Origin of the sequence: Janthinobacterium sp. DSP2-3-3 (assembly GCF_049897325.1) — a bacterium.
GTDB lineage: Bacteria > Pseudomonadota > Gammaproteobacteria > Burkholderiales > Burkholderiaceae_D > Janthinobacterium.
This window is the reverse complement of sequence record NZ_JAFCWA010000004.1, coordinates 431,321-451,209: the sequence shown is the minus strand read 5'-3', so window position 1 is coordinate 451,209 and position 19,889 is coordinate 431,321. Positions and strand designations below refer to the sequence as shown.

The window sequence follows — 19,889 nt, the reverse complement described above, 5'->3', positions numbered from 1 at the left end:
AAAAAAGCGTCAGCGCTCGACGCTCACGCCGCGCCAGAAGGCGACGTGGCCGGCAATCTGCTTGGCGGCATCTTTGGGCTGGGGGTAATACCAGGCTGCATTGGCATTTGTCTGGCCATCGACGACGAGGTCGTAATAGCTGGCCGTGCCTTTCCATGGGCAGATGGTCGTATGACTGCTGGGACGCAGGTAATCCTGCGTCACCTTGGACAAAGGAAAATACACATTGTTTTCAACGATTTGCACCTGATCGTCGGCCGCTTGCGCGATAACGACACCATTCCAGCGGGCTGTTGGCATTTGACTATCCTCCTTCTGCGCCGAGTGTAGCGCAAAAAGTCTGCCATGGCGCGCGCCATTGGCGCGCCGTTCAGCCGCCTGCGATGATCTGGCGCAAGGCTTGCTCAAACACTTCGGGAGGCTGGCCGCCGGAAATCAGGTGGCGTTCGTTGATGATGACGGCGGGCACCGAGTTGATGCCGTTCTGCTGGTAGAACCGCTCTTGCGCGCGCACCTCGCCGGCATAGGCATCGGACGCCAGCACCTCGGCCGCTTTCACGGTATCGAGCCCCACCTTGCCCGCCACGGCCAGCAGCACCTCGTGCGAGGACGGATTCTGCCCTTGCGTGAAATAGGCCTCGAACAGCGCCATCTTGAGTTCTTTCTGGCGCCCTTCGCTCTCGGCCCAGTGCAGCAAACGGTGCGCATCGAAGGTGTTGTAGATGCGGCCGCGCTTGTCCATGGCAAAGGTAAAGCCCAGCTGCTCGCCGCGCGCGCGGATCGCTTCGCGCGATTGCGCCATCTGTTCCGGGGTGGAGCCATATTTGCGGGCGATGTGTTCGCCAACATCCTCGCCTTCGGGCGGCATATTGGCGTTCAGCTCGAAGGGCTGGAAGTGGATGTCGGCCTGGACGGTGTCTTGCAACTTGTCCAGTGCCTGCTCCAGCGACTTCAGGCCGATCACGCACCAAGGGCAGGAAACGTCGGAAACGAAGTCGATACGGATGGGAGTGGGTGTGGCGGGAGTGGAACTCATGGTGGACAGCCTTTGCGCGAGTCGGTGGCGGCCGCACAGCGCGGCGCCGCAAGCACAGCATATGCGTGCGGGCCGCGGGAAATCAAGCGCTTACTGTTTCTTGCCAGCGGCCTTGGCCGCGTCCTTCTTGCCGCCGATTTTGCTTTCCTTTCCAGAGAGCAAGTTAGCAATGTTCTGGCTGTGGCGGTAAGCCAGCAGCACGCTCATGACGATGACGGCCAGCAAGATGGGATCGACGCCGAACAGCAAGCCATAATAAAACGGCGCGAACAGGGCCGCCACCAGAGCCGCCAGCGAGGAATAACGGAAGGCATAGGCAATGATCAGCCAGGTGGCCAGGGTCGCCAGGCCCAGCCATGGATTGATGCCCAACAACACACCGAGGGCCGTGGCCACGCCCTTGCCGCCGACGAAGCGGAAAAACACGGGCCACAAATGGCCGAGGAAAACGGCGATGGCCACCAGCGCCACGGCCGTGTCGCCCACGCCCAGCGCCGTGGAAAAGTGGTCAGCCAGGAACACGGCCAGCCAGCCCTTGGCGCCATCGCCCAGCAGGGTCATGATGGCGGCGCCCTTGTTGCCGCTGCGCAGCACATTGGTGGCGCCCGGATTTTTCGAGCCATAGGTGCGCGGATCGGCAATACCATAGACCTTGCTCATCACCACGGCAAACGATATCGAGCCGAGCAAGTAAGCGGCCACTGTCATTGCCACGGTTGTGATTACTGGATTCATTTCTTCCCTTTGTTGTATTTTTTACAGCAGCATCGAGGCTGGCGCAGCAGAATATACACCAGCGCCCAGTCCAGGGACAGGGCTGCGTCGCGTTTTCTTAATCCGGCAGGGCGCACTGCACCGGCTTGGCGTTCAGCAAATCGAGCAGCACCTGGGGCGCCAGCGAGACGAGAAAACCGCGGCGCCCGCCATTGATGTAGATACGCGGCAATTCCAGGATCGACGCTTCCACGTAGACGGGCATGGCCTTTTTGGTGCCGAACGGCGAGGTGCCGCCGATCATGTAGCCGGAATGGCGCTGCGCCACCTCGGGCTTGCACGGCTCGACGGACTTGCAGCCGATGCCGCGCGCCAGGTTCTTGGTCGAGACCTTGCAATCGCCATGCATCAGCACGATCATCGGCCGCGCCGCCTCGTCCTGCATCACCAGGGTCTTGATCACCGCGTGTTCCGGCACGTTCAGCTCGCGCGCCGAGACGCTGGTGCCGCCGTGCTCCTCATACGGATACGGGTGTTCTTCAAAGGAAACTTGATGCTTGCGTAGCAACTGCGTCGCCTGGGTTTCGGAAATATGCTCTTTTTTAGCCATGCGTGATACGCTGATCGTTCAGTGAGGAGTACTAATTATGCAGGAAGAAATCCGCTTTGCCACATTCAATGTCTGCAACCTGGCCCCGGCCGGGGCGAAATTGTATGACAACCTGGAACCGTTGAGCCCGGCGCAATACGCGGCCAAGGCGGAGTGGACGGCGCGACAAATCGACCTGCTCGACGCCGACGTGATCGGTTTCCAGGAAATTTTCTCGCAAGCGGCCCTGCGCGACGTGCTGTCGCGCACGCGCCACTACCGCGACGCCACCCTGGCCGGCTACGATGCGATGGATGCGGCAGGACGCATGCTGCCCACGGTGGCGCTGGTATCGCGGCTGCCGCTGGCCGGCGCCGGTGTGGCATGGGCAAATTTCCCGGCCGGCATGACTGTGTCCGCCGATGACAATGCCTGCCGCTTCGCCCGCGCCCCGCTGCATGTGCAGGTGCACTTGCCTGGCGGCCAACTCACCGATGTCGTCGTGGTGCATTTGAAATCACGCCGACCCGACTACCGCCATGGCGACGGCAACGATGCCGCTGCCTATGCGCTGGCCAACCTGCGCTCGCTGCAGCGGCGCGGAGCGGAAGCCGTGGCCCTGCGCGTGCTGGCAAGCGAACTGGGCCACAGCGGCCGTCCCCGCATCGTGCTGGGCGACTTCAACGACATCGCCAATGCCGTCACCACGGCCATCGTCATGGGAGCGGGCGCGCCGTGCGAAGCGCATGGTGAGATGCCGGAAATGCGCGCGCGCCTGTATGACGCCAACGCCATCCAGCTGCGCCAGGATGCCTTGCGCCACGTGGGCTACACGAATATCCATGACAGCGCCTACATGACGATCGACCATATTCTCGTGTCCGAACACTTCCACGCCGCCTCACCGCGCGCCATCGGCGCGGTGCAGGAAGTGAGCTGCCTCAACGACCATTTGCTGCTGGGCCTGCCGCATGCATCCGACCATGGCCAGGTGCTGGCGCGCATCAAGCTGCTGGGAAACATTGATTAATGTAACAACTAATGTAACAACTAATGTAACAACGTCGCCAGCGCACTGCCCTCGACTTGCGCGCTGGCATAGCGCCCCTGGTATTGCTGGCAGCCCTGCCCCCGCAGATAGGCCAGTTGCTGCGCCGTTTCCACGCCTTCGGCAATCACCGTCAATTGCAGCTCGCGCGCCATGGCGATGATGGTGGCGGCGACGGCCGTGTCAGACTCGCCGGCCGCGCCTTCCGCCGCAGCAGGCAAGAACGAGGGGTCGATTTTCAACTTGTCTACCGGGTAATGGCGCAGATTGGCCAGGCGCGAATAGCCGGTGCCGAAGTCGTCGATGGCCAGCCTGGCGCCCAGCGCGCGCAGCTGCGCCAGCACGCCGGCCAGGCGCGCGCCGCCCTTCATCAGCAGCGCTTCCGTCACTTCCAGTTCCAGGCAGGCGGCAGGTAAACCCGACACGGCGAGCGCATCTTGCACGCTGAGCAATAAATTATTGTGCAGGCATTGCGCCGGCGACAGATTCACAGCCACGCGCCAGGCCTGACCCGCATCGTGCCAGGCGCGTGCGCGCAGGCAGGCGTGGCGCAGCACCCAGTTGCCAATCGACACCATCAAGCCGCACTCCTCGGCCACGGCAATGAAGCGCTCGGGCGGCAGCACGCCCAGTTGCGGGTGGCGCCAACGCAACAGGGCCTCGGCGCCGAGGATCTTCCCGCTGGCGATATCGAGCGCGGGCTGGAACTCCAGCACGAGTTCATCGCGGCCCAGCGCGGCGCGCAAGCCTTGCTCCAGGCTGGCCCGCTCGACAATTTGCGCATTCATCTCGGCATTGAAAAACTGGAAACTGTTGCGCCCGCTTTCCTTGGCGTGGTACATGGCGATGTCGGCGTTGTGCATCAGGGTGTCGATACTGTCGCCATCGCTGGGAAAGATGGCCACGCCGATCGAGGTCGACACATGCAGTTCGTATTCGCCCAATTGATAGGGCTGCGTGACGGCATGCAGCAGGCTGGACGTCACATGAGCCACCTGGTCGATGCCGCCCACCTCGGCCAGGATGATGACGAACTCGTCGCCGCCATGCCGGCTGACGGTATCGACGCCGCGCACGCAGCGCACCAGGCGCCGCGCCACTTCCTTGAGCAACAGGTCGCCCACGTGGTGGCCCATGCTGTCATTGATGTGCTTGAAATGGTCGAGGTCCAGGTACAGGATGGCCAGCATGCTCAGTTTGCGCCGCGCGGCCGCCAGCGCCAGCGACAGCCGGTCCAGCAGCAGCACCCGGTTCGGCAAGTCGGTGAGGAAATCGTGCTCGGCCAGGTGCCGCGTGTGCTCCTCGTTTTTCTTGCGCTCGCTGATATCGCTGAGTATGGCCAGATAATTACTCAACTGCCCCTGGCTGTCGCGGATGGCCGTCAGCGACAGCCAGGCCGGATAGCGCCCGCCCTGCTTGCGCGGGCCCAGGATATCGCCTTGCCAATAGCCGTTGGCATCGACTTCGTCCCACACGTGGTCAAAAAACGCCGGCGCATCCGGCTCCACGCCGTGCAAGACAAAGGGCTTGTCCAGCATGTCGTCCAGGCTGTAGCCGCTGATCTCGCTGTACGCGGGATTCATGCTGACGACGCGCTGCTGCGGATCCATCATGACGATGGCTACACTTGCATGTTCGACCACCTGTGCCGCCAGGTACAAGGCCCGCTCGGCCAGTTTGCGCGAGGAAATATCGCGGATGACGGCGTAAAACAGATAGGTATGGTCGAGCGTGACGGAAGTGAGCAGCACTTCGCTCCAGAACAGCTGGCCCGTGCACGTCTGATAGCGCCAGTCATAGCGGCAATTGCCGTCGGCATGGGCCTGCGCCGCCAGTTGCGTGCCGCGCAACGATGACAATTCGCCATCGGGCTGATGCAAGGGCGAAAAGTCGCTGAGGCGGCGCCCCAGCAGCCGTGACCGGTCTTCGCATTGAAACAGGGCAATGGCGGCCGGGTTGGCCTCGGCGATGTATTCGTCGCGCAGCATGACGATGGCGTCGGCGGACTTGTCGTACAACTGGCGAAAATTGTCGCCCATCTGCAGCAAGGCGCCCTGCGCGGCGCCATCCTGGCCGCTGGCCGTGATGTCGACATCGATGCAGACCACTTGCCGCACGCGCCCGGACTGAATGACAGGAAACACGGTGGAACAGATGCAGCGCGGCGCGGCCCCATCGGCGTCCAGCTTCCACAGGCGTGTGCTGCGCGCCTTGCCGCTCTCCCACACGGTCGCCAATTCGCCGCAGACATCCTCGGCCAGGCTGGCGGCGTCCGGCAGCGAGGCGGCCACCGTGGCCCACGGCTGGCCCAGCGCCAGCTCCGCTGCCACGCCATACAGGCGCGCCGCGCCGCTGCTCCAGTAGCGCACAATGCCGTCGCGGTCGATGCCGCGCACGGCCAGGCCAGGCGCCTGTTCGACAGCAGCAACAATAATGGACAGCAAGTCCAGTGCCTTGTCGGCCGGTCCGCCCTGCGGTTCGGCCGCAGCCAGCAGGCGCCCCGGCGACGACGCGGCTCCGACAATCCGATCAGACATCAGGCCCCCCGTGGCGCGGCCGCACGGCAACCGGCGAGCGAATGGCCTGTCCGGTGGCGCAACCATCCCGACCATTCTTGCGCGCCGGCGAATCGGCTTCTTGAGGATGCGCAAGCATCGTGACGTACGCGGCTTCCATGCAGGCAGTTGTCTTTGGTCGCCGTTTTTTGCATTCCAGCCCCGATTTTGTGCAATCTGTCGCATGGCGATGGCGGCCGGACTTGAATCTTCCTAAAGTGGCAACATGCGCATCGCCGTGAACGGCCGCAGCGGCAGGCGTGCTGCCTGCGGCCGCCACGGTGATGCGCTACCCGAATTCCCCCCGGCCAGCGACAGGCCGGGTCCGCACCGAGACCTGGCGCCGAGCCCCTGCGCCGCTCCTGACTAAAAAACCTATGAAAAACGAGACCCTGCCCCCCGCCTCTCCCCTTGCCGCCACGCGCCGCCGGCGCTGGCGCACCCCCGTGCTGATCCTGGTCGTGCTGGGCCTGGCCGGCGGCGGATGGACCGTCATGCAATCAAAGCAGCAAGCCGCCAAGGCTGCCGAATTGCAAGCGAGCAAGAAGAAGGAACAGGCCAAGACGCCCGTGCATGAACTGGCGCAGGGCGACGTGGCCGCCATCGATGCGCGCGCGTTGGCCATCAGCCTGCCCCTGTCCGGCTCGCTGGCGCCCGTGACCCAGGCCACCATCAAGGCCAAGGTCTCCGGCGTCATCCAGGAAACGACCTTGCAGGAAGGCCAGCCAGTGGCCAATGGGCAAATCCTTGTGCGCCTGGATGCGGCCGACCTGCGCGCCCGCCTGACGCAGCAGCAAGCCATGCTGGACGAAGCGCAGGCGCGCCTGTCCATGGCGGCCAAGAATGAAGCGAATAGCCAGGCGCTGCTCAAGCAAAAATACATTTCGCAGACAGCCTACGACACGACACAAAACTCGGTCGACCTGGCGCGCGCCAACGTCAAGTCCGCCGCTGCCATGCTCGACATCGCCCGCATCGCGCTGGCCGACACGGTGATCCGCGCGCCCATGGCTGGCATCGTCAGCAAGCGCCATCTGCAGGCCGGCGAAAAGGTCTCGCCCGATATGCCCGTCTACACCATCGTCAACCTGGCGCAGCTGACCCTGGAAGCGCCCGTGCCCAGCGCGGAGATTCCGCGCATCAAGCTGGGCCAGGATGTGCATTTCAAGGTCGACGGCTTCGGCGCGCGCGATTTTGCCGGCAAGGTCACGCGCATCAACCCCACCACCGAGAGCGGCTCGCGCGCCATGCTGGTCTACATCGCCGTCGACAATGGCGATGGCGCGCTGCGCGGCGGCATGTTCGCCAAGGGCAGCATCGTTACCGAGCGCTCGCCCGTGGCGCCGCTGGTGCCGTTGACGGCCGTGCGCCATGAAAAGCAGGGTCCCGTGGTATATGCGCTGGTCAATAACAAGGTGGTCGCGCAGCCCGTCACCCTGGGCTTGCGCAACGAGGATGAAGGCTATGCCGAAGTGACGTCCGGCCTGGTGCCGGGCGCGAAAGTCATCGTCGCCAAGCTCGATGGCGTGAAACCGGGCCACGGCGTGACCTTCGCCGCGCCAGCCACCGCGCCCGCCGTTCCCGCCGCGCCGGCGGCAGTGCTGGCACGGAAGGATTAAATCATGTGGATGACCAAAGTCAGTATTCAAAACCCCGTCTTCGCCACCATGGTCATGGTGGCGCTGGTGGTGCTGGGTATCTTCTCTTACCGGGGCTTGGGCGTGGAAAGCATGCCCAGCGTGCAGTTCCCGTTCGCCGCCATTGAAGTGAACTACCCTGGCGCCTCGCCCGAAGCCGTGGAAAACGACATCACGCGCCCCATCGAGGACGCCGTCAACACCGTCAGCGGCATCAAGACCATCCGCGCCAACTCGTGGGAAGGACGCGCCGGCGTCTATCTGGAATTCGAGCTGTCGACCAACATGGACAAAGCCATGCAGGACTTGCGCGACAAGGTGGCCCTGGTACGCCCGCGCTTCCCGAAGGAAGCCAAGGACCCGTTCATCGCGCGCGCCGAGGGTGACAACGAGCGCCCCATCGCCACCATCGTGCTGACGTCGACCGGGCATGACCTGCGCTCGCTGTCGACCATGACGGAGCAGATCATCAGCAAGCGCTTCCAGGGCGTGGCCGGCGTGGGGCAAGTCAAGCTGCGCGGCCTGCGCGCGCGCCAGATCCTCATCAGCATGAAGCCGATCGAACTCAATGCCCAGGGCATCGGCGTCGATGAAGTGATCCGCGCCATCCAGGCCACGAATACCAATTTGCCGGCCGGCTCGATCAGCCATGGCGCGGCCGAACAATTGGTGCGCGTGGAAGGCAAGATCAAGGATGCGCGCGAATTCGGCAAGATCATCGTCGCGCGCCGCGCTGTCGGCCCCGTCTACCTGGACCAGGTGGCCACCGTCGTCGACGGCGAGCAGGAAGAACTGTCGATTTCGCGCATGAACGGCCAGCAAGCCGTGACCATGGAAATCACCAAGGTGCAGGATGCCAACGTGGTCGAAGTGGGCACCGGCATCCTGAAAGTGGCAGCCGACCTGCAAAAGACGCTGCCGCCCGATATCACCCTGCGCGTGCTGGACGACGAATCGGAACGCGTGCAAAGCCAGCTCAATAACGTCAAGCGCACCATCATCGAAGGCGCCGTGCTGACCATGGTGATCGTCTTCCTGTTCCTGCACTCGTGGCGCTCGACCATCATCACGGGCTTGACCCTGCCGATCTCCGTGCTGGCCAGCTTCATCGCCATGAAGGCCTTCGGCTTTACCCTGAACTTCCTGACCCTGATGGCGCTGTCATTGTGCATCGGCCTGTTGATCGACGACGCCATCGTGGTGCGCGAAAACATCGTGCGCCACCTGGGCATGGGCAAGAACCATTACAAGGCGGCCAATGACGGCACCAATGAAATCGGCCTGGCGGTAATGGCCACCACGTTCGCCATCGTCGCCGTGTTCGTGCCCGTCGCCTTCATGGACGGCATCATCGGCCGCTTCTTCCTGCAGTTCGGCATCACCGTGGCGGTCGCCGTGCTGGTGTCGCTTTTCGTCAGCTTCACGCTCGACCCCATGCTGTCATCCGTCTGGCGCGACCCCGTCAAGGACCGCTTCAAGTACGCGCCGTGGCTGGGCCGCTTCATGGCCTGGATCGAGACGGGCATCGACCGCCTGCACGTCTGGTATGGCAAGGTGCTGGGCATTGCCCTGCGCTGGCGCAAGACGACGCTGGCCACGGCCGTGGCGCTGTTCGCGGGCAGCCTGATGCTCGTGCCCATGATCGGCGGCGAGATGTTCCCGGAGACGGACCAGGGCTGGGTCAACCTGCGCTTCAAGACGCCCGTCGGCTCCAGCCTCGCCTACACGGATTCCAAGGTGCGCCAGATCGAAACGGCCTTGAAGGAATTTCCCGAAATCGACAGCCTGGTGGCCAATATCGGCACGCCGGATGGACGCAACGCGGCCGAGGTGAACCTCAAGCTGACAGACATCAAGACGCACAAGCGCCGCTCGCAGCAGGAACTGGAAAAACTGATCCGCGAACGCCTGGCGCCGATTGCCGGCATCACCCTGTCGGTGGGCAACCGCCCCATCTTCATCGCCATCCTGGGCACGGATGAAGGCAAGCTCGATGCAGTGGCGCACCGCCTGATGGACAAGATGCGCACCATCAAGGGCCTGGCCGACATGGAATACAGCCAGGAAGGCGCCAATCCGTCGACCACCGTGAAGATCAACAACGAGCTGGCCAGCGACCTGGGATTGTCGGTGCAGCAGATCGGCAATGCCCTGCGTCCGTTCGTGGCGGGCGACACGGTCAGCCACTGGCTGGCGTCCGACGGGCAAAACTACGACGTCAACGTGCAGCTGCCCAAGTCGGGCCGTCAGAAAGTCGCTGACCTGGCCGACCTGTCGCTGGCGTCGAGCAAGCTCGATGCGAACGGCAAGCCGGTCATGATTCCGCTGCGCCAGGTGGTCGAATTCGTGCCCTCGTCCAGCCCGCAGGTGTTGAAACGCCAGGCCTTGCAGCGCCGCGTCGCCATCTATGCGGGCGTGCAGGGCCGCCCTGCCGGCGACGTCGACGCCGACGTGCAGAAAGCCATCAAGTCCATCGACCTGCCGCCCGGCGTGCGCTTCGACGTGGCCGGCAATGCGCAGCAGATGGCCGAAACCATGGGTGGCGCGATGATGGCGCTGGGCATTGCCGTGATCTTCATCTACCTGGTGCTGGCGTCCCAGTTCGGCAGCTTTTTGCAGCCGATCGCCATCATGGTGTCCTTGCCGCTGTCGCTGATCGGCGTGCTGCTGGCGCTCCTGATCACGGGCAGTACCCTGAACATCTTCTCCGTGATCGGCTTCATCATGCTGATGGGCTTAGTCACCAAAAATGCGATTTTGCTGGTCGATTTCACCAACCAGCGCCAGCGCGAAGGACTGGGGCAGTTCGAAGCGCTGATGGAAGCGGGGCAAGTGCGTTTGCGCCCCATCCTGATGACGACCCTGGCGATGGTCTTCGGCATGCTGCCGATGGCCATCGGCATGGGCGACGGCGGCGAATCGCAGGCGCCGATGGGCCGCGCCGTCATCGGCGGCGTCATCACCTCGACCCTGTTGACGCTGGTGGTGGTGCCCGTCGCCTACACCTACCTCGACAGCCTGGGCAAGCGCGCCGCGCGCTTTTTCGGTGGCAGCGGCGGCGGCGAGCATGCCCACGCCGACGCCACCGGCGCCGCCCATTAAGTTCGCAACAGTCGCCTTCACCGTCCCCGCATTGGCGGGGACGACGCGGCGGCTTCCTGAAGAGAGCTTCAGTTGACCAAAGCTGCCCCACTGGCTAGACTGTCCCCGTTATCAATGATATGGAGTGACTCGTGGGTGCTTGTTCCAGTGACAGTAGTCGATTGACCATCGGCGATCGGCCTTAGGCAAGACGCGCGCATTCCGCCCGCCTTGCCCATGGCAAGGTGCGGTTTTACCAGCGGCGATGCACATTCGCCGCCACTTCCCTCCTCATCGTTCCACCGTTATCGTCTGCTGCCCCCTTTCGGGGCGAATTGTCTTCGCCTTTGCACTCGCCTGTTCCTCCCCAGCCGGGAGAAACTGATGGTGGTATTTGACTTTGCGCTGCGCGTTGCCGCAGCATTGACCCTGGGCGCCATGATCGGCGCCGAACGCCAGCTGCGCCAGCGCATGGCAGGCTTGCGCACGAACGCGCTGGTGTCCGTCGGCGCCTCGCTGTTCGTGATGGTCTCGGTGCTCGAAGGTGATCCCGACGGCCATCTGCGCATCGCCGCGCAGGTAGTGTCGGGCATCGGCTTTCTTGGCGCCGGCGTCATCATGCGCGAAGGCATGACGGTGCGCGGCCTGAACACGGCCGCCACCCTGTGGTGCTCGGCCGCCATCGGCGTGCTGTGCGGCCTCGGTTTTGCGCTGGAAGCGGCCATCGGCACGGGCTTCGTGCTGGTCGCCAACCTGGTGCTGCGCCACCTGGCGCAACGCATCAACGCCCATGGCAGCGACGCGGGCATCGAGACGGAAAGCATCTACCGCGTCACGGCCGTGTGCGAGGCGGAGCAGGAAGTCCAGGTGCGCAAGCTGATGCTGCGCATGATCAGCGGCATGCCGGCGCTGATGCTGCAATCCTTGCACAGCGAAGACGCGTCGCAGGCCGGGCGCATCGAAGTGCGCGCCGACCTGCTCACGCCCTTGTCCAGCCTGGGATTGCTGGAGCAGATCGTCAGCCAGGTCAGCCTGGAAGGCAGCGTCTCGGCCGTGCGCTGGGCGCTGGTGAATAACGCGGAATTTGTCGCCGAGCGGGGAGTGTGATGATGAAAAAATTCCTCCATTGGTTTGCCAGGCGTGCTCCTGTCGTGGCCACCTACCGCCTGACCGTCACCTGCCCTGCGGCGCAGGCCGACCACGTGGTGCGCCTGCTGCTGGCCGAACTGAAAGGCGCGGGCCTGACACCGTCACTGATGCTGCGCAGCTGGGACGAGGCCCGGCAAGTGGTGCAGCTGATCGCCACGGTGCTGTGCCAGGCCGTGCAGCGCGCCGTGCTGGTGCGCTTCGTCAACCGCGCGGGCGCCTGGCCGCAAGTGCGGGAGGTGCGCTGGGAAGGCGTGGCGGCCTCAATCTGACGCCGGCAGGCGCAGGAGGAACAGCGCGCCGCCTTCCGGGCGGTTCTGCGCCGCGATACTGCCGCCATACGCATGCACGATGGCTTGCGACAGGGCCAGGCCCAGGCCGAAGCCGGGCGCCTCGCCCGCGCGCGCCTGGGCGCCCCGGTAAAAACGTTCAAACAGATGCGGCAAGTCTTCCACGCCGATGCCCGGTCCTGCATCGGCCACGCCCACCAGTGCATGCTCGCCATCGCGCGATACATGGACGATGATGACGCTGTCAGGCGGCGAAAACTTCACGGCGTTATCCAGCAGATTGGCCAGCACCAGGTCCACGGGACCGGCCGCCACCCGCGCGTGCACGGCCACGCCGGCATCGAAGACGATGCGAATGCCGCGCTGCGCTGCCGGCTTTTCCAGGCGCTGCGCCGCCGCGCGCACGAGCGGATTGAGCGCGACCGTTTCCACGGCATTGCGCTCCTGGCCAGCATCGAGGCGTGTGAGCATCAGCAATTCTTCCACCAGGGTCGTCAGGCGCTGCACTTCATCGAGACAAGAGGCCAGCGCGTCGACATACTCGGGCGACTCGCGCGGGCGGCGCAGGGTGATTTCGATTTCCGTGCGCAGGCGCGACAGGGGCGAGCGCAATTCGTGCGAGGCGTCGGCCGTGAAGCGACGCTGCGCGTCGTAACCATGCTCAAGGCGGTCCAGCATGGCGTTCAGGGTATCGACCAGGCGGCCGATCTCGTCTTGGGTACCAGGGTGGGGCAGGCGCTGGTGCAGGCTGGCTTCGCCGATCGAATGCGCCTGGCGCACCACGTCGTCGATGGCGCCCAGCACGCGGCGCGTGAGCATTTCGCCGGCCAGGCCCACGGCCGCCAGCAAGGCCAGCGCCATGGCGCCAAACAGCACGGTGGCCGCGGCCAGCACGTGATTGGTGTCGTCGAGCGAACCGGCCACCTGCACCGCCAGGCCTGCGCCGGATGAGGGCACGGGAATCGAGACCATGCGCAGCGGCTCTTCGCCAAATTTGGGTAGGGTCTCGAAGACGGTGTCGCCGGCCGCCAGGCGCGCCAGCAGGGCGGCAGGCGCCGGCAGCTGCGCCGCCTCCAGGTTGCGGCTGCGCGCCAGCACGCGGCCTTCGCCATCGATGATCTGCACCAGGCGGTCGAGGCGCGTCAATGACGGCGGCGCCAGACCTGGCGCCACCTCGTGCACCTGCACGGGCTGGCGCGGCGCGGCCGGCAGCATCGCCATTTCCGTCTCGGCCAGCGCCAGCAGGGCCGCATCGAGCTGGCCATGCACGGCGCGCGACAGGCCCCAGTAGCCGGCCAGCGCCGTGCAGGCGACGATGGCAAGGATAACGGCCAGGTGCACCAGCAACAGGCGCTTGCGAAAGCTAGCCACCGTTGTTATCCGCCAGGCGGAAACCGCGTCCGCGCACCGTGTGAATCAATGGCGGCAAGCCCGGCGCATCCACTTTTCCCCGCAAGTTGCGCACGTGGACGTCGATCAGGTTATCGATGCCGATCAAGTCCGCCTGCCATATCTGCTCGGCCAGGCGCGCCCGGCTGACCACTTCGCCCGCCTGGCGCAGCAGGATCAACAGAATTGCATATTCCTTCGGCGTGAGCACCAGCGGCGTACCGGCCCGCATCGCCTGATGGCTGACGGGATCAAGCGTCAAATCAGCCAGCGCCAGTACCAACGGACGGCTGATGTCGGAGCGGCGCAGCAAGGCGCGGATGCGCGCCAGCAGCTCCTCGAATTCGAACGGTTTTGTGAGGTAATCGTCGGCGCCCGTGTTCAGGCCCGCCACCCGGTCGGCCGTGGCGTCGCGCGCCGTGAGCATCAGCACGGGCGTCTGGATGGCGCGTGCGCGCAAGTCGCGGCAAAAATCGATGCCCTGCTTGCCCGGCAACATCCAGTCCAGCACGATCACGTCGTAGTCGACGGCGTAGCTTTCGTCCTCGCCTTCCTCGGCGCTGTGCGCCACGTCGACGACAAAACCTTCTTCCTGCAAGCCACGGGCCAGCAGGCGCGCCGCCTTGCGGTCGTCTTCCACCAGGAGAATTCTCATGCCTGCCTTTCGCGTCGCGCCCTGTTTTCCATGCTGGCATTTTACCGCGCCGCACCGTGCGCGCACCGCACCTGAAGAATGATTCAGGCATTCTTGGGCGCTTCTTCAGGACGGCATTGCTATGCTTTCCCGGCGCTGTAGTGACGCTGCCCACGCCACCTGCGCTCCCTCCGACTGCCCGCCTGGGCACGGCATCCACGCATACCCCATCACCATCACCATCAATAACAAGGAAACACGGGATGAACACGACCACCCGCAACGCCCTGGGCGCCAGTTGCGCCCTCGCTCTCGCCTGCTCGGCCCTCGCCGGTTGCGCCAAACCGACGGCAGCGGCCACGCCCGTTGCCCAGTCGACGCATCTGGACGACGGCAGCATCGCCGTCGACAAGATGTCCCCCCTGCGCCAGCGCCTGCAAATCGCCGCCGTGCTGGAGCAGGATATCGCCACGCAGACGGATGCGCCGGGCAGCATTGTAGCCATGCCGGAAAAACTGGTGAAAATCACCCCGCCGCTGGCCGGGCGCATCACCCGCTTGCAGCGTTCGCTGGGCGACAGCGTGAAGGCGGGCGACCCGCTGTTTACCCTGGACTCGGCCGAACTGAGCGCCGCCTACGCGGACGACAGCAAGGCCCGTTCCGCCCTGCTGCAGGCGCGTCAGGAACTCGATCGCCAGAAAACCCTGTTCGATGCGGAGATCGCCGCGCGCAGGGAGTACGAATCGGCCCAGGCGACCTACAACCAGGCCGGCAGCGACGCGCAGGCCAGCGCCGACAAGCTGGCCCAGTACGGCGCCAGCGCACGCGGTTCGCGCCGCGACTACGTCTTGCGCTCGCCCATTAGCGGCACCGTGATCGCCATGAACGCTGCCCAGGGCGGCTACTGGAACGATATCAACGCACCCGTCATGACGGTGGCCGATCTGTCCACCGTGTGGCTGTCGGCCAACGTGGCTGAAAGAGACTTGGCGCAGGTGGCCGTGGGCCAGACGGCCCGCATCAGCGTCGATGCCTGGCCCGGAAAAAGCTTCGAAGGCAAGGTCGCCTATGTGGGTGCGGTGCTCGATCCCGAGACGCGCACGGTGCAGGTACGCGTGGCCATCGACAACCGCTCCGGCACCTTCAAACCGGGCATGTTCGCGCACGCGGGTTTTTCCGGCGCCAGCCGCCGCGCCATCCTGGTGCCCGCGTCCGCCGTGCTGCAAAGCGGGCCGTCGACGCGCGTGATGGTCGAACGCGGCCCGCTGCGCTTCGCGCCGCGCACGGTGGAAGTGGGTGCCAGCCATGGCGGGCAAGTGGAAATCCTCGCAGGTCTGAAGGCGGGCGAGCGCATCGTCGTCAAGGAAGGAGTGCTGCTCAATGATTGACCGTTGCATCGCCGCCTGCTGCCAGCGGCGCGGCATCGTCTGGCTGGTACTGCTATTCGTTGCCGCCTACGGCGTCTATTGCTGGAAGCAGCTGCCCATCGAAGCGTATCCCGACATCGCCGACGTCACCTCGCAAATCGTCACGCAGGTGCCGGGCCTGGGCGCCGAGGAAATCGAGCAGCAGATCACCATACCGCTGGAGCGCGCCCTGCTGGGGACACCGGGCATGCATGTGCTGCGCACGCGCAGCCTGTTCGCGCTGTCGCTGATCACGGTCGTGTTCGAGGATGGCAGCGACGGCTACTTCACGCGCGAACGGCTGCAGGAGCGCCTGGCCAGCGTCAACCTGCCCTACGAGGCCAAGCCGGGGCTCGATCCCTATACCTCGCCGACGGGCGAAATCTACCGCTACACGCTGGAATCGAAAACACGGTCCCTGCGCGAACTGTCCGAACTGCAGTTCTGGACCGTGATTCCGCGCCTGCAGCAGGTGCGCGGCGTGGCGGACGTCAGCAATTTCGGCGGCCTGACGACGCAGTTCATGCTGGAGCTCGATCCTGCAAAACTCGACAGTTACGGTTTCTCGCTGGCGCAGGTCAAGGACGCCATCAACGCCAACAACATCAGCGGCGGCGGCAGCGTCATCGACCGTGGCCAGCTATCGTACGTGGTGCGCGGCGTGGGCTTGCTGCACTCGCTGGGCGACATGGGCAACGTTGTCGTCAGCAGCAAGAACGGCGTGCCCGTGCTGGTGAAGGACTTGGGCAAGCTCGCCTACGGCAATGTGGAGCGGCGCGGCATCCTGGGCAAGGATGACAACCCCGACACCATCGAAGGCATCACCCTGCTGCTGAAGGATTTCAATCCGTCCGAAGCGCTGGCCGGCATCCATACGGCAGTGGACGATTTGAACGGCAACCTGCTGCCGAAGGACGTCAAGGTGGTGCCCTACCTGGATCGCAGCTCGCTGATCGACGCCACCCTGCACACGGTCAGTTATACCTTGGGCGAAGGCATGCTGCTGGTCGCCCTGGTGCTGCTGCTGTTTTTGGGCAGCCCGCGCGCGGCCGCCATCGTTGCGCTGACGATCCCGCTGGCCCTGCTGATCGCCTTCATCTTCATGCACCATTTTAAAATTCCCGCCAATTTGCTGTCGCTGGGGGCGATCGACTTCGGCATCCTCGTCGACGGTTCCGTGGTGGTGCTGGAAAACATGCTGCGCCGCCGCGAACGCGAGCAGGAACGGCCCCTCACCTTGCAGGACGCCATCGAGGCGACCTTGCAGGTGGCACGCCCCATCATGTTCGGCATGGCCGTCATCATCGCCGCCTACCTGCCCCTGTTCGCCTTCCAGCGCATCGAGTACAAGCTGTTTTCTCCGATGGCGTATGCGGTAGGCGCGGCGCTGGTGGGCGCGCTGGTGGTGGCGCTGGTGCTGATACCGGGCCTGGCCTGGCTGGCCTTGCGCAAGCCGCGTCGCACCTTCCATAACCGCGCGCTGGAAAAGCTGGCGGCCGCGTACGGGCGCTTCCTCGAGCGCATGGTGGGCCGCAAGCGCTGGGTGGCCGCCGTCTGCGCCGCCTCGCTGGCGGGCCTGGCCCTGCTGGGCGGCAGCATCGGACGCGACTTCCTGCCCTATCTCGATGAAGGTTCCCTGTGGCTGCAGGTGCAGATGCCGCCCGGGATCACCCTGGACAAGGCCTCCGAGATGGCCAGTGAACTGCGCCGCGCGGCGCTGGAATTTCCGGAAGTGTCGACCATTGTCACGCAGACGGGGCGCAACGACGATGGTACCGATTACTGGACACCATCACATATCGAGGCCAGCGTGGGCCTGCACCCCTACAAGAGCTGGAAGTCGGGCCTGAGCAAGCAGCAGCTGATCGCGAAAATGAACGAACGCTTCGCCCGCATGCCCGGCTATACGGTGGCCTTCATGCAGCCGATGATCGATGGCGTGCAGGATAAATTGTCGGGCGCGCACAGCGACCTGACAGTGAAAATCTTCGGCAACGACCTCGATGAAGTGCGCGCCATCGCCGGCAAGGTGGCAAATGCCCTGAAGACTGTTCATGGCGCCTCCGACGTGGCCGTGGACGTGGAGCCGCCGCTACCCAACCTGAAGGTGGAACTGGACAGGGCAAAGGCGGCCCGCTACGGCATCAACGCGGCCGACGTGGCGGACCTGATTGCCACCGGCATCGGCGGCGCGCCCATCGGCCAGGTCTACGTGGGCGAAAAAAGCTACGACATCGCCGTGCGCTTCCCGCCCGCCGCGCGCTCCGACCCGGATGCCATCGCCAAACTGATGCTCACCGCCGCTAATGGCGCCAGGATTCCGCTGGCGCAAGTGGCAAGCATCAGCACCACCTCGGGCGAAAGCGTGATCGTGCGCGAAATGGGACGGCGCCACATCATCGTGCGCCTGAATGCCCGTGGGCGCGACCTGGCCGGCTTCCTGGCCGAAGCGCGCCCGCTGGTGGCGCAAGCCGTGGCCAATGAACACCAGCGCATCAGCGTCGAATGGGGCGGCCAGTTCGAAAACCTGCAGCGCGCGCAAAGCCGCTTGGCCCTGATCCTGCCAATGACCCTGGGCGCCATGTTTTTGCTGCTGTTTGGCCAGTTCCGCAACCTGCGCCAGCCCGCGCTGGTCTTGCTGGCCGTACCGCTGGCCATGCTCGGTGGCCTGGCCGCGCTGCACCTGCGCGGCATGACCTTGAATGTGTCGAGCGCGGTGGGCTTCATCGCCCTGTTCGGTGTGGCGGTATTGAATGCCGTGCTGATGCTGGCGCAGATCAACCGTTTGCGTGCCGACGAAGGCAGGAGCTTGCGCGAGGCCGTGCTGGAAGGCGCGCGCGACCGCATGCGCCCCGTGCTGATGACGGCTACCGTGGCTGCCCTGGGCCTGACGCCAGCCATGCTGGCGACGGGCCTGGGCAGCGACGTGCAGCGCCCGCTCGCCACCGTCGTGGTGGGCGGGCTGGTCACGGCGACGGCACTGACCCTGCTGCTGTTGCCGGCCTTGTATTACCTGATCGAGGCGCACCTACACGAACGCCAGACCGATACCGAAGGAGTGAACCATGACACGTTTTAATCTGCTGCTGGCGGCCTGGCTGATCGCCCCCTGCGTCAGCGCCGCCCCGTTGAGCTTCGACACCTACCTGTCCGCCGTGGAAAGCCACAGCCTGGAACTGCAGGCGCAGCAGGAAGGCATCACGTCGGCCAAGGCCGGCATCGGCATCGCCGGCCTGCGTCCCGATCCCGAATTCACGCTGGGTGCCACGCGCGAAACGGTAGCCACAGGAGGACACCGCCCCGTCACGTGGAACCCGGCCATCAGCATGGCCATCGAGACGAGCGGCAAGCGCGCCGCGCGCATCAAAGCAGCGCATAGCAATGTCGCGCTGGCCGAGGAAACGGTGGCCGGCTTCAGGAGCGAACTGTATGGCACGGCCGCCGCCGCGTTCACGGAAGCGTGCCGCACGCGCGAAGTCGTCGCGCGCAAGCAGCAGACCATGGCGGCCCTGTCGACGGTGGTGGAAGCGAACGTCGTGCGGCGCAAGGCGGGCGACGTGGGCGGCATCGAGCTGCTGCAGTCGCGCGTGGAACGCGACCAGTTCCAGGCCGACCTGGCGCAGGCGCGCAGCGAGGCCGATAGCGCCATGCTGAACCTGTCGCCGCCGCTGGGGCGCCAGTTCGAGGCGCTGTTTCCAAACGCGCAGCTGGCATGTGACTTCGCCGCGCAGGCAGACAGGGAGGCCAGCGGGCTGGTGGCGCAAGCGCTCAACGCCCGCAGCGACGTGCGCATCGCCCGCGCCACCTTGGACAATCTGCGCGATGGCGCGGCGCTCGTGCGCGCCAACCGCACCGTCGATCCCACCGTCACGCTGGGTCTGGCCGCCGCGCGCGGTTACCATGACGGGATCGACGCCAGCGGCAATCCCGTCGATGGCTCACCCCGTTCGCGCGCGCTGTCCCTCTCGCTGGCCATTCCCATCCCCCTGTCGCGGCGCGACAAGGGCGACATCGTGCAGGCCGAAGCGGGCGTGACGCAGGCGATGCTGGCCTTGCGCCAGGCAGAACTGCAGGCGGAGACGCAAGTGCGCACGGCGCAGCGGCAGCTGCGTGCGGCGCAGGAACGGCTGGCGCGCTACCGCGACGGCGTGCTGGTCGACGCGCAAAAGGTGGTCGATGGCATGCGTTTGTCTTACACCAAAGGCAATGCCTCGCTGCTGGAATGGCTGGCGGCGCAGCGTTCGGCCGATGAAGCTTACCAAGGCTATGTGCAGGCGCGCGCCGATGCGGCCATCGCCAGCACGCAGCTGCAACTGGCCATCGGCCAGCGGCCGACGTTATAGCAAGGGAAAGAAAGTACGAGG

General features: G+C 65.1%; 15 protein-coding genes. 8 read left to right on the top strand and 7 right to left on the bottom strand.

Annotation, left to right across the window (positions count from 1 at the left end; all coding sequences use genetic code 11):
- Window positions 1–9: 9 nt before the first annotated feature.
- The 4 genes from ACP7DE_RS11075 to ybaK form a co-directional block, all read right to left on the bottom strand.
- Window positions 10–300 (bottom strand): DUF427 domain-containing protein, encoded by a 291-nt coding sequence (locus tag ACP7DE_RS11075; protein ID WP_426072139.1) that lies wholly within the window; start codon window positions 298–300, stop codon window positions 10–12.
- Between the two features lie 70 nt (window positions 301–370).
- On the bottom strand, window positions 371–1,036 hold the full coding sequence (locus tag ACP7DE_RS11070; protein ID WP_426072138.1) for a DsbA family oxidoreductase: 666 nt from the start codon (window positions 1,034–1,036) through the stop codon (window positions 371–373).
- 90 nt (window positions 1,037–1,126) lie between these two features.
- Window positions 1,127–1,771, bottom strand: coding sequence for a glycerol-3-phosphate 1-O-acyltransferase PlsY (gene plsY / locus ACP7DE_RS11065; RefSeq protein WP_426072137.1), 645 nt, complete (start codon window positions 1,769–1,771; stop codon window positions 1,127–1,129).
- Between the two features lie 97 nt (window positions 1,772–1,868).
- On the bottom strand, window positions 1,869–2,360 hold the full coding sequence (ybaK, locus tag ACP7DE_RS11060) for a Cys-tRNA(Pro) deacylase (protein ID WP_426072136.1): 492 nt from the start codon (window positions 2,358–2,360) through the stop codon (window positions 1,869–1,871).
- A gap of 37 nt (window positions 2,361–2,397) precedes the next feature.
- On the opposite strand from ybaK, the gene ACP7DE_RS11055 reads away from it, so the two are divergent.
- Window positions 2,398–3,369, top strand: coding sequence for an endonuclease/exonuclease/phosphatase family protein (locus ACP7DE_RS11055; RefSeq protein WP_426072135.1), 972 nt, complete (start codon window positions 2,398–2,400; stop codon window positions 3,367–3,369).
- A gap of 20 nt (window positions 3,370–3,389) precedes the next feature.
- Here ACP7DE_RS11055 and ACP7DE_RS11050 read toward each other — a convergent pair whose 3' ends face one another.
- Window positions 3,390–5,924, bottom strand: coding sequence for a sensor domain-containing protein (locus ACP7DE_RS11050; protein ID WP_426072134.1), 2,535 nt, complete (start codon window positions 5,922–5,924; stop codon window positions 3,390–3,392).
- 395 nt (window positions 5,925–6,319) lie between these two features.
- On the opposite strand from ACP7DE_RS11050, the gene ACP7DE_RS11045 reads away from it, so the two are divergent.
- The 4 genes from ACP7DE_RS11045 to ACP7DE_RS11030 all read left to right on the top strand — a co-directional run bounded on the left by ACP7DE_RS11045 (window position 6,320) and on the right by ACP7DE_RS11030 (window position 12,078).
- The gene (locus ACP7DE_RS11045) at window positions 6,320–7,561 is read left to right on the top strand and encodes an efflux RND transporter periplasmic adaptor subunit (RefSeq protein WP_426072133.1); all 1,242 of its coding nucleotides are present in this window, start codon (window positions 6,320–6,322) and stop codon (window positions 7,559–7,561) included.
- 3 nt (window positions 7,562–7,564) lie between these two features.
- Window positions 7,565–10,681 (top strand): efflux RND transporter permease subunit, encoded by a 3,117-nt coding sequence (locus tag ACP7DE_RS11040; protein ID WP_426072132.1) that lies wholly within the window; start codon window positions 7,565–7,567, stop codon window positions 10,679–10,681.
- A gap of 366 nt (window positions 10,682–11,047) precedes the next feature.
- Window positions 11,048–11,767, top strand: a complete 720-nt coding sequence (locus ACP7DE_RS11035; RefSeq protein WP_426072185.1) for an MgtC/SapB family protein — start codon at window positions 11,048–11,050, stop codon at window positions 11,765–11,767.
- Window positions 11,767–12,078, top strand: a complete 312-nt coding sequence (locus ACP7DE_RS11030) for a hypothetical protein (RefSeq protein WP_426072131.1) — start codon at window positions 11,767–11,769, stop codon at window positions 12,076–12,078. Before ACP7DE_RS11035 ends, ACP7DE_RS11030 begins: the two co-directional genes overlap by 1 nt.
- Here the strand turns inward: ACP7DE_RS11030 and ACP7DE_RS11025 are convergent.
- The gene (locus ACP7DE_RS11025; RefSeq protein WP_426072130.1) at window positions 12,070–13,467 is read right to left on the bottom strand and encodes a HAMP domain-containing sensor histidine kinase; all 1,398 of its coding nucleotides are present in this window, start codon (window positions 13,465–13,467) and stop codon (window positions 12,070–12,072) included. The genes ACP7DE_RS11030 and ACP7DE_RS11025 overlap by 9 nt on opposite strands.
- Entirely contained in the window at window positions 13,460–14,140 is a 681-nt protein-coding gene (locus tag ACP7DE_RS11020) for a response regulator transcription factor (RefSeq protein ID WP_426072129.1), read from the bottom strand. Before ACP7DE_RS11020 ends, ACP7DE_RS11025 begins: the two co-directional genes overlap by 8 nt.
- Window positions 14,141–14,382: 242 nt before the next feature.
- Here ACP7DE_RS11020 and ACP7DE_RS11015 point away from each other — a divergent pair, with 242 nt between their 5' ends.
- The 3 genes from ACP7DE_RS11015 to ACP7DE_RS11005 are packed head-to-tail and all read left to right on the top strand — an operon-like array spanning window position 14,383 to window position 19,868.
- The gene (locus tag ACP7DE_RS11015; protein ID WP_426072128.1) at window positions 14,383–15,507 is read left to right on the top strand and encodes an efflux RND transporter periplasmic adaptor subunit; all 1,125 of its coding nucleotides are present in this window, start codon (window positions 14,383–14,385) and stop codon (window positions 15,505–15,507) included.
- The gene (locus ACP7DE_RS11010) at window positions 15,500–18,604 is read left to right on the top strand and encodes an efflux RND transporter permease subunit (protein WP_426072127.1); all 3,105 of its coding nucleotides are present in this window, start codon (window positions 15,500–15,502) and stop codon (window positions 18,602–18,604) included. The genes ACP7DE_RS11015 and ACP7DE_RS11010 overlap by 8 nt, the downstream gene beginning before the upstream one ends.
- Window positions 18,591–19,868 (top strand): TolC family protein, encoded by a 1,278-nt coding sequence (locus ACP7DE_RS11005; protein WP_426072126.1) that lies wholly within the window; start codon window positions 18,591–18,593, stop codon window positions 19,866–19,868. The genes ACP7DE_RS11010 and ACP7DE_RS11005 overlap by 14 nt, the downstream gene beginning before the upstream one ends.
- Window positions 19,869–19,889 lie beyond the last annotated feature (21 nt).

Bases quoted from the DNA above. Each gene is read 5' to 3' on its own strand.
- ACP7DE_RS11075 (WP_426072139.1), bottom strand. From the start codon at position 300: ATGCCAACAGCCCGCTGGAATGGTGTCGTTATCGCGCAAGCGGCCGAC.
- ACP7DE_RS11070 (WP_426072138.1), bottom strand. From the start codon at position 1,036: ATGAGTTCCACTCCCGCCACACCCACTCCCATCCGTATCGACTTCGTT.
- plsY (WP_426072137.1), bottom strand. From the start codon at position 1,771: ATGAATCCAGTAATCACAACCGTGGCAATGACAGTGGCCGCTTACTTG.
- ybaK (WP_426072136.1), bottom strand. From the start codon at position 2,360: ATGGCTAAAAAAGAGCATATTTCCGAAACCCAGGCGACGCAGTTGCTA.
- ACP7DE_RS11055 (WP_426072135.1), top strand. From the start codon at position 2,398: ATGCAGGAAGAAATCCGCTTTGCCACATTCAATGTCTGCAACCTGGCC.
- ACP7DE_RS11050 (WP_426072134.1), bottom strand. From the start codon at position 5,924: ATGTCTGATCGGATTGTCGGAGCCGCGTCGTCGCCGGGGCGCCTGCTG.
- ACP7DE_RS11045 (WP_426072133.1), top strand. From the start codon at position 6,320: ATGAAAAACGAGACCCTGCCCCCCGCCTCTCCCCTTGCCGCCACGCGC.
- ACP7DE_RS11040 (WP_426072132.1), top strand. From the start codon at position 7,565: ATGTGGATGACCAAAGTCAGTATTCAAAACCCCGTCTTCGCCACCATG.
- ACP7DE_RS11030 (WP_426072131.1), top strand. From the start codon at position 11,767: ATGATGAAAAAATTCCTCCATTGGTTTGCCAGGCGTGCTCCTGTCGTG.
- ACP7DE_RS11020 (WP_426072129.1), bottom strand. From the start codon at position 14,140: ATGAGAATTCTCCTGGTGGAAGACGACCGCAAGGCGGCGCGCCTGCTG.
- ACP7DE_RS11015 (WP_426072128.1), top strand. From the start codon at position 14,383: ATGAACACGACCACCCGCAACGCCCTGGGCGCCAGTTGCGCCCTCGCT.
- ACP7DE_RS11010 (WP_426072127.1), top strand. From the start codon at position 15,500: ATGATTGACCGTTGCATCGCCGCCTGCTGCCAGCGGCGCGGCATCGTC.
- ACP7DE_RS11005 (WP_426072126.1), top strand. From the start codon at position 18,591: ATGACACGTTTTAATCTGCTGCTGGCGGCCTGGCTGATCGCCCCCTGC.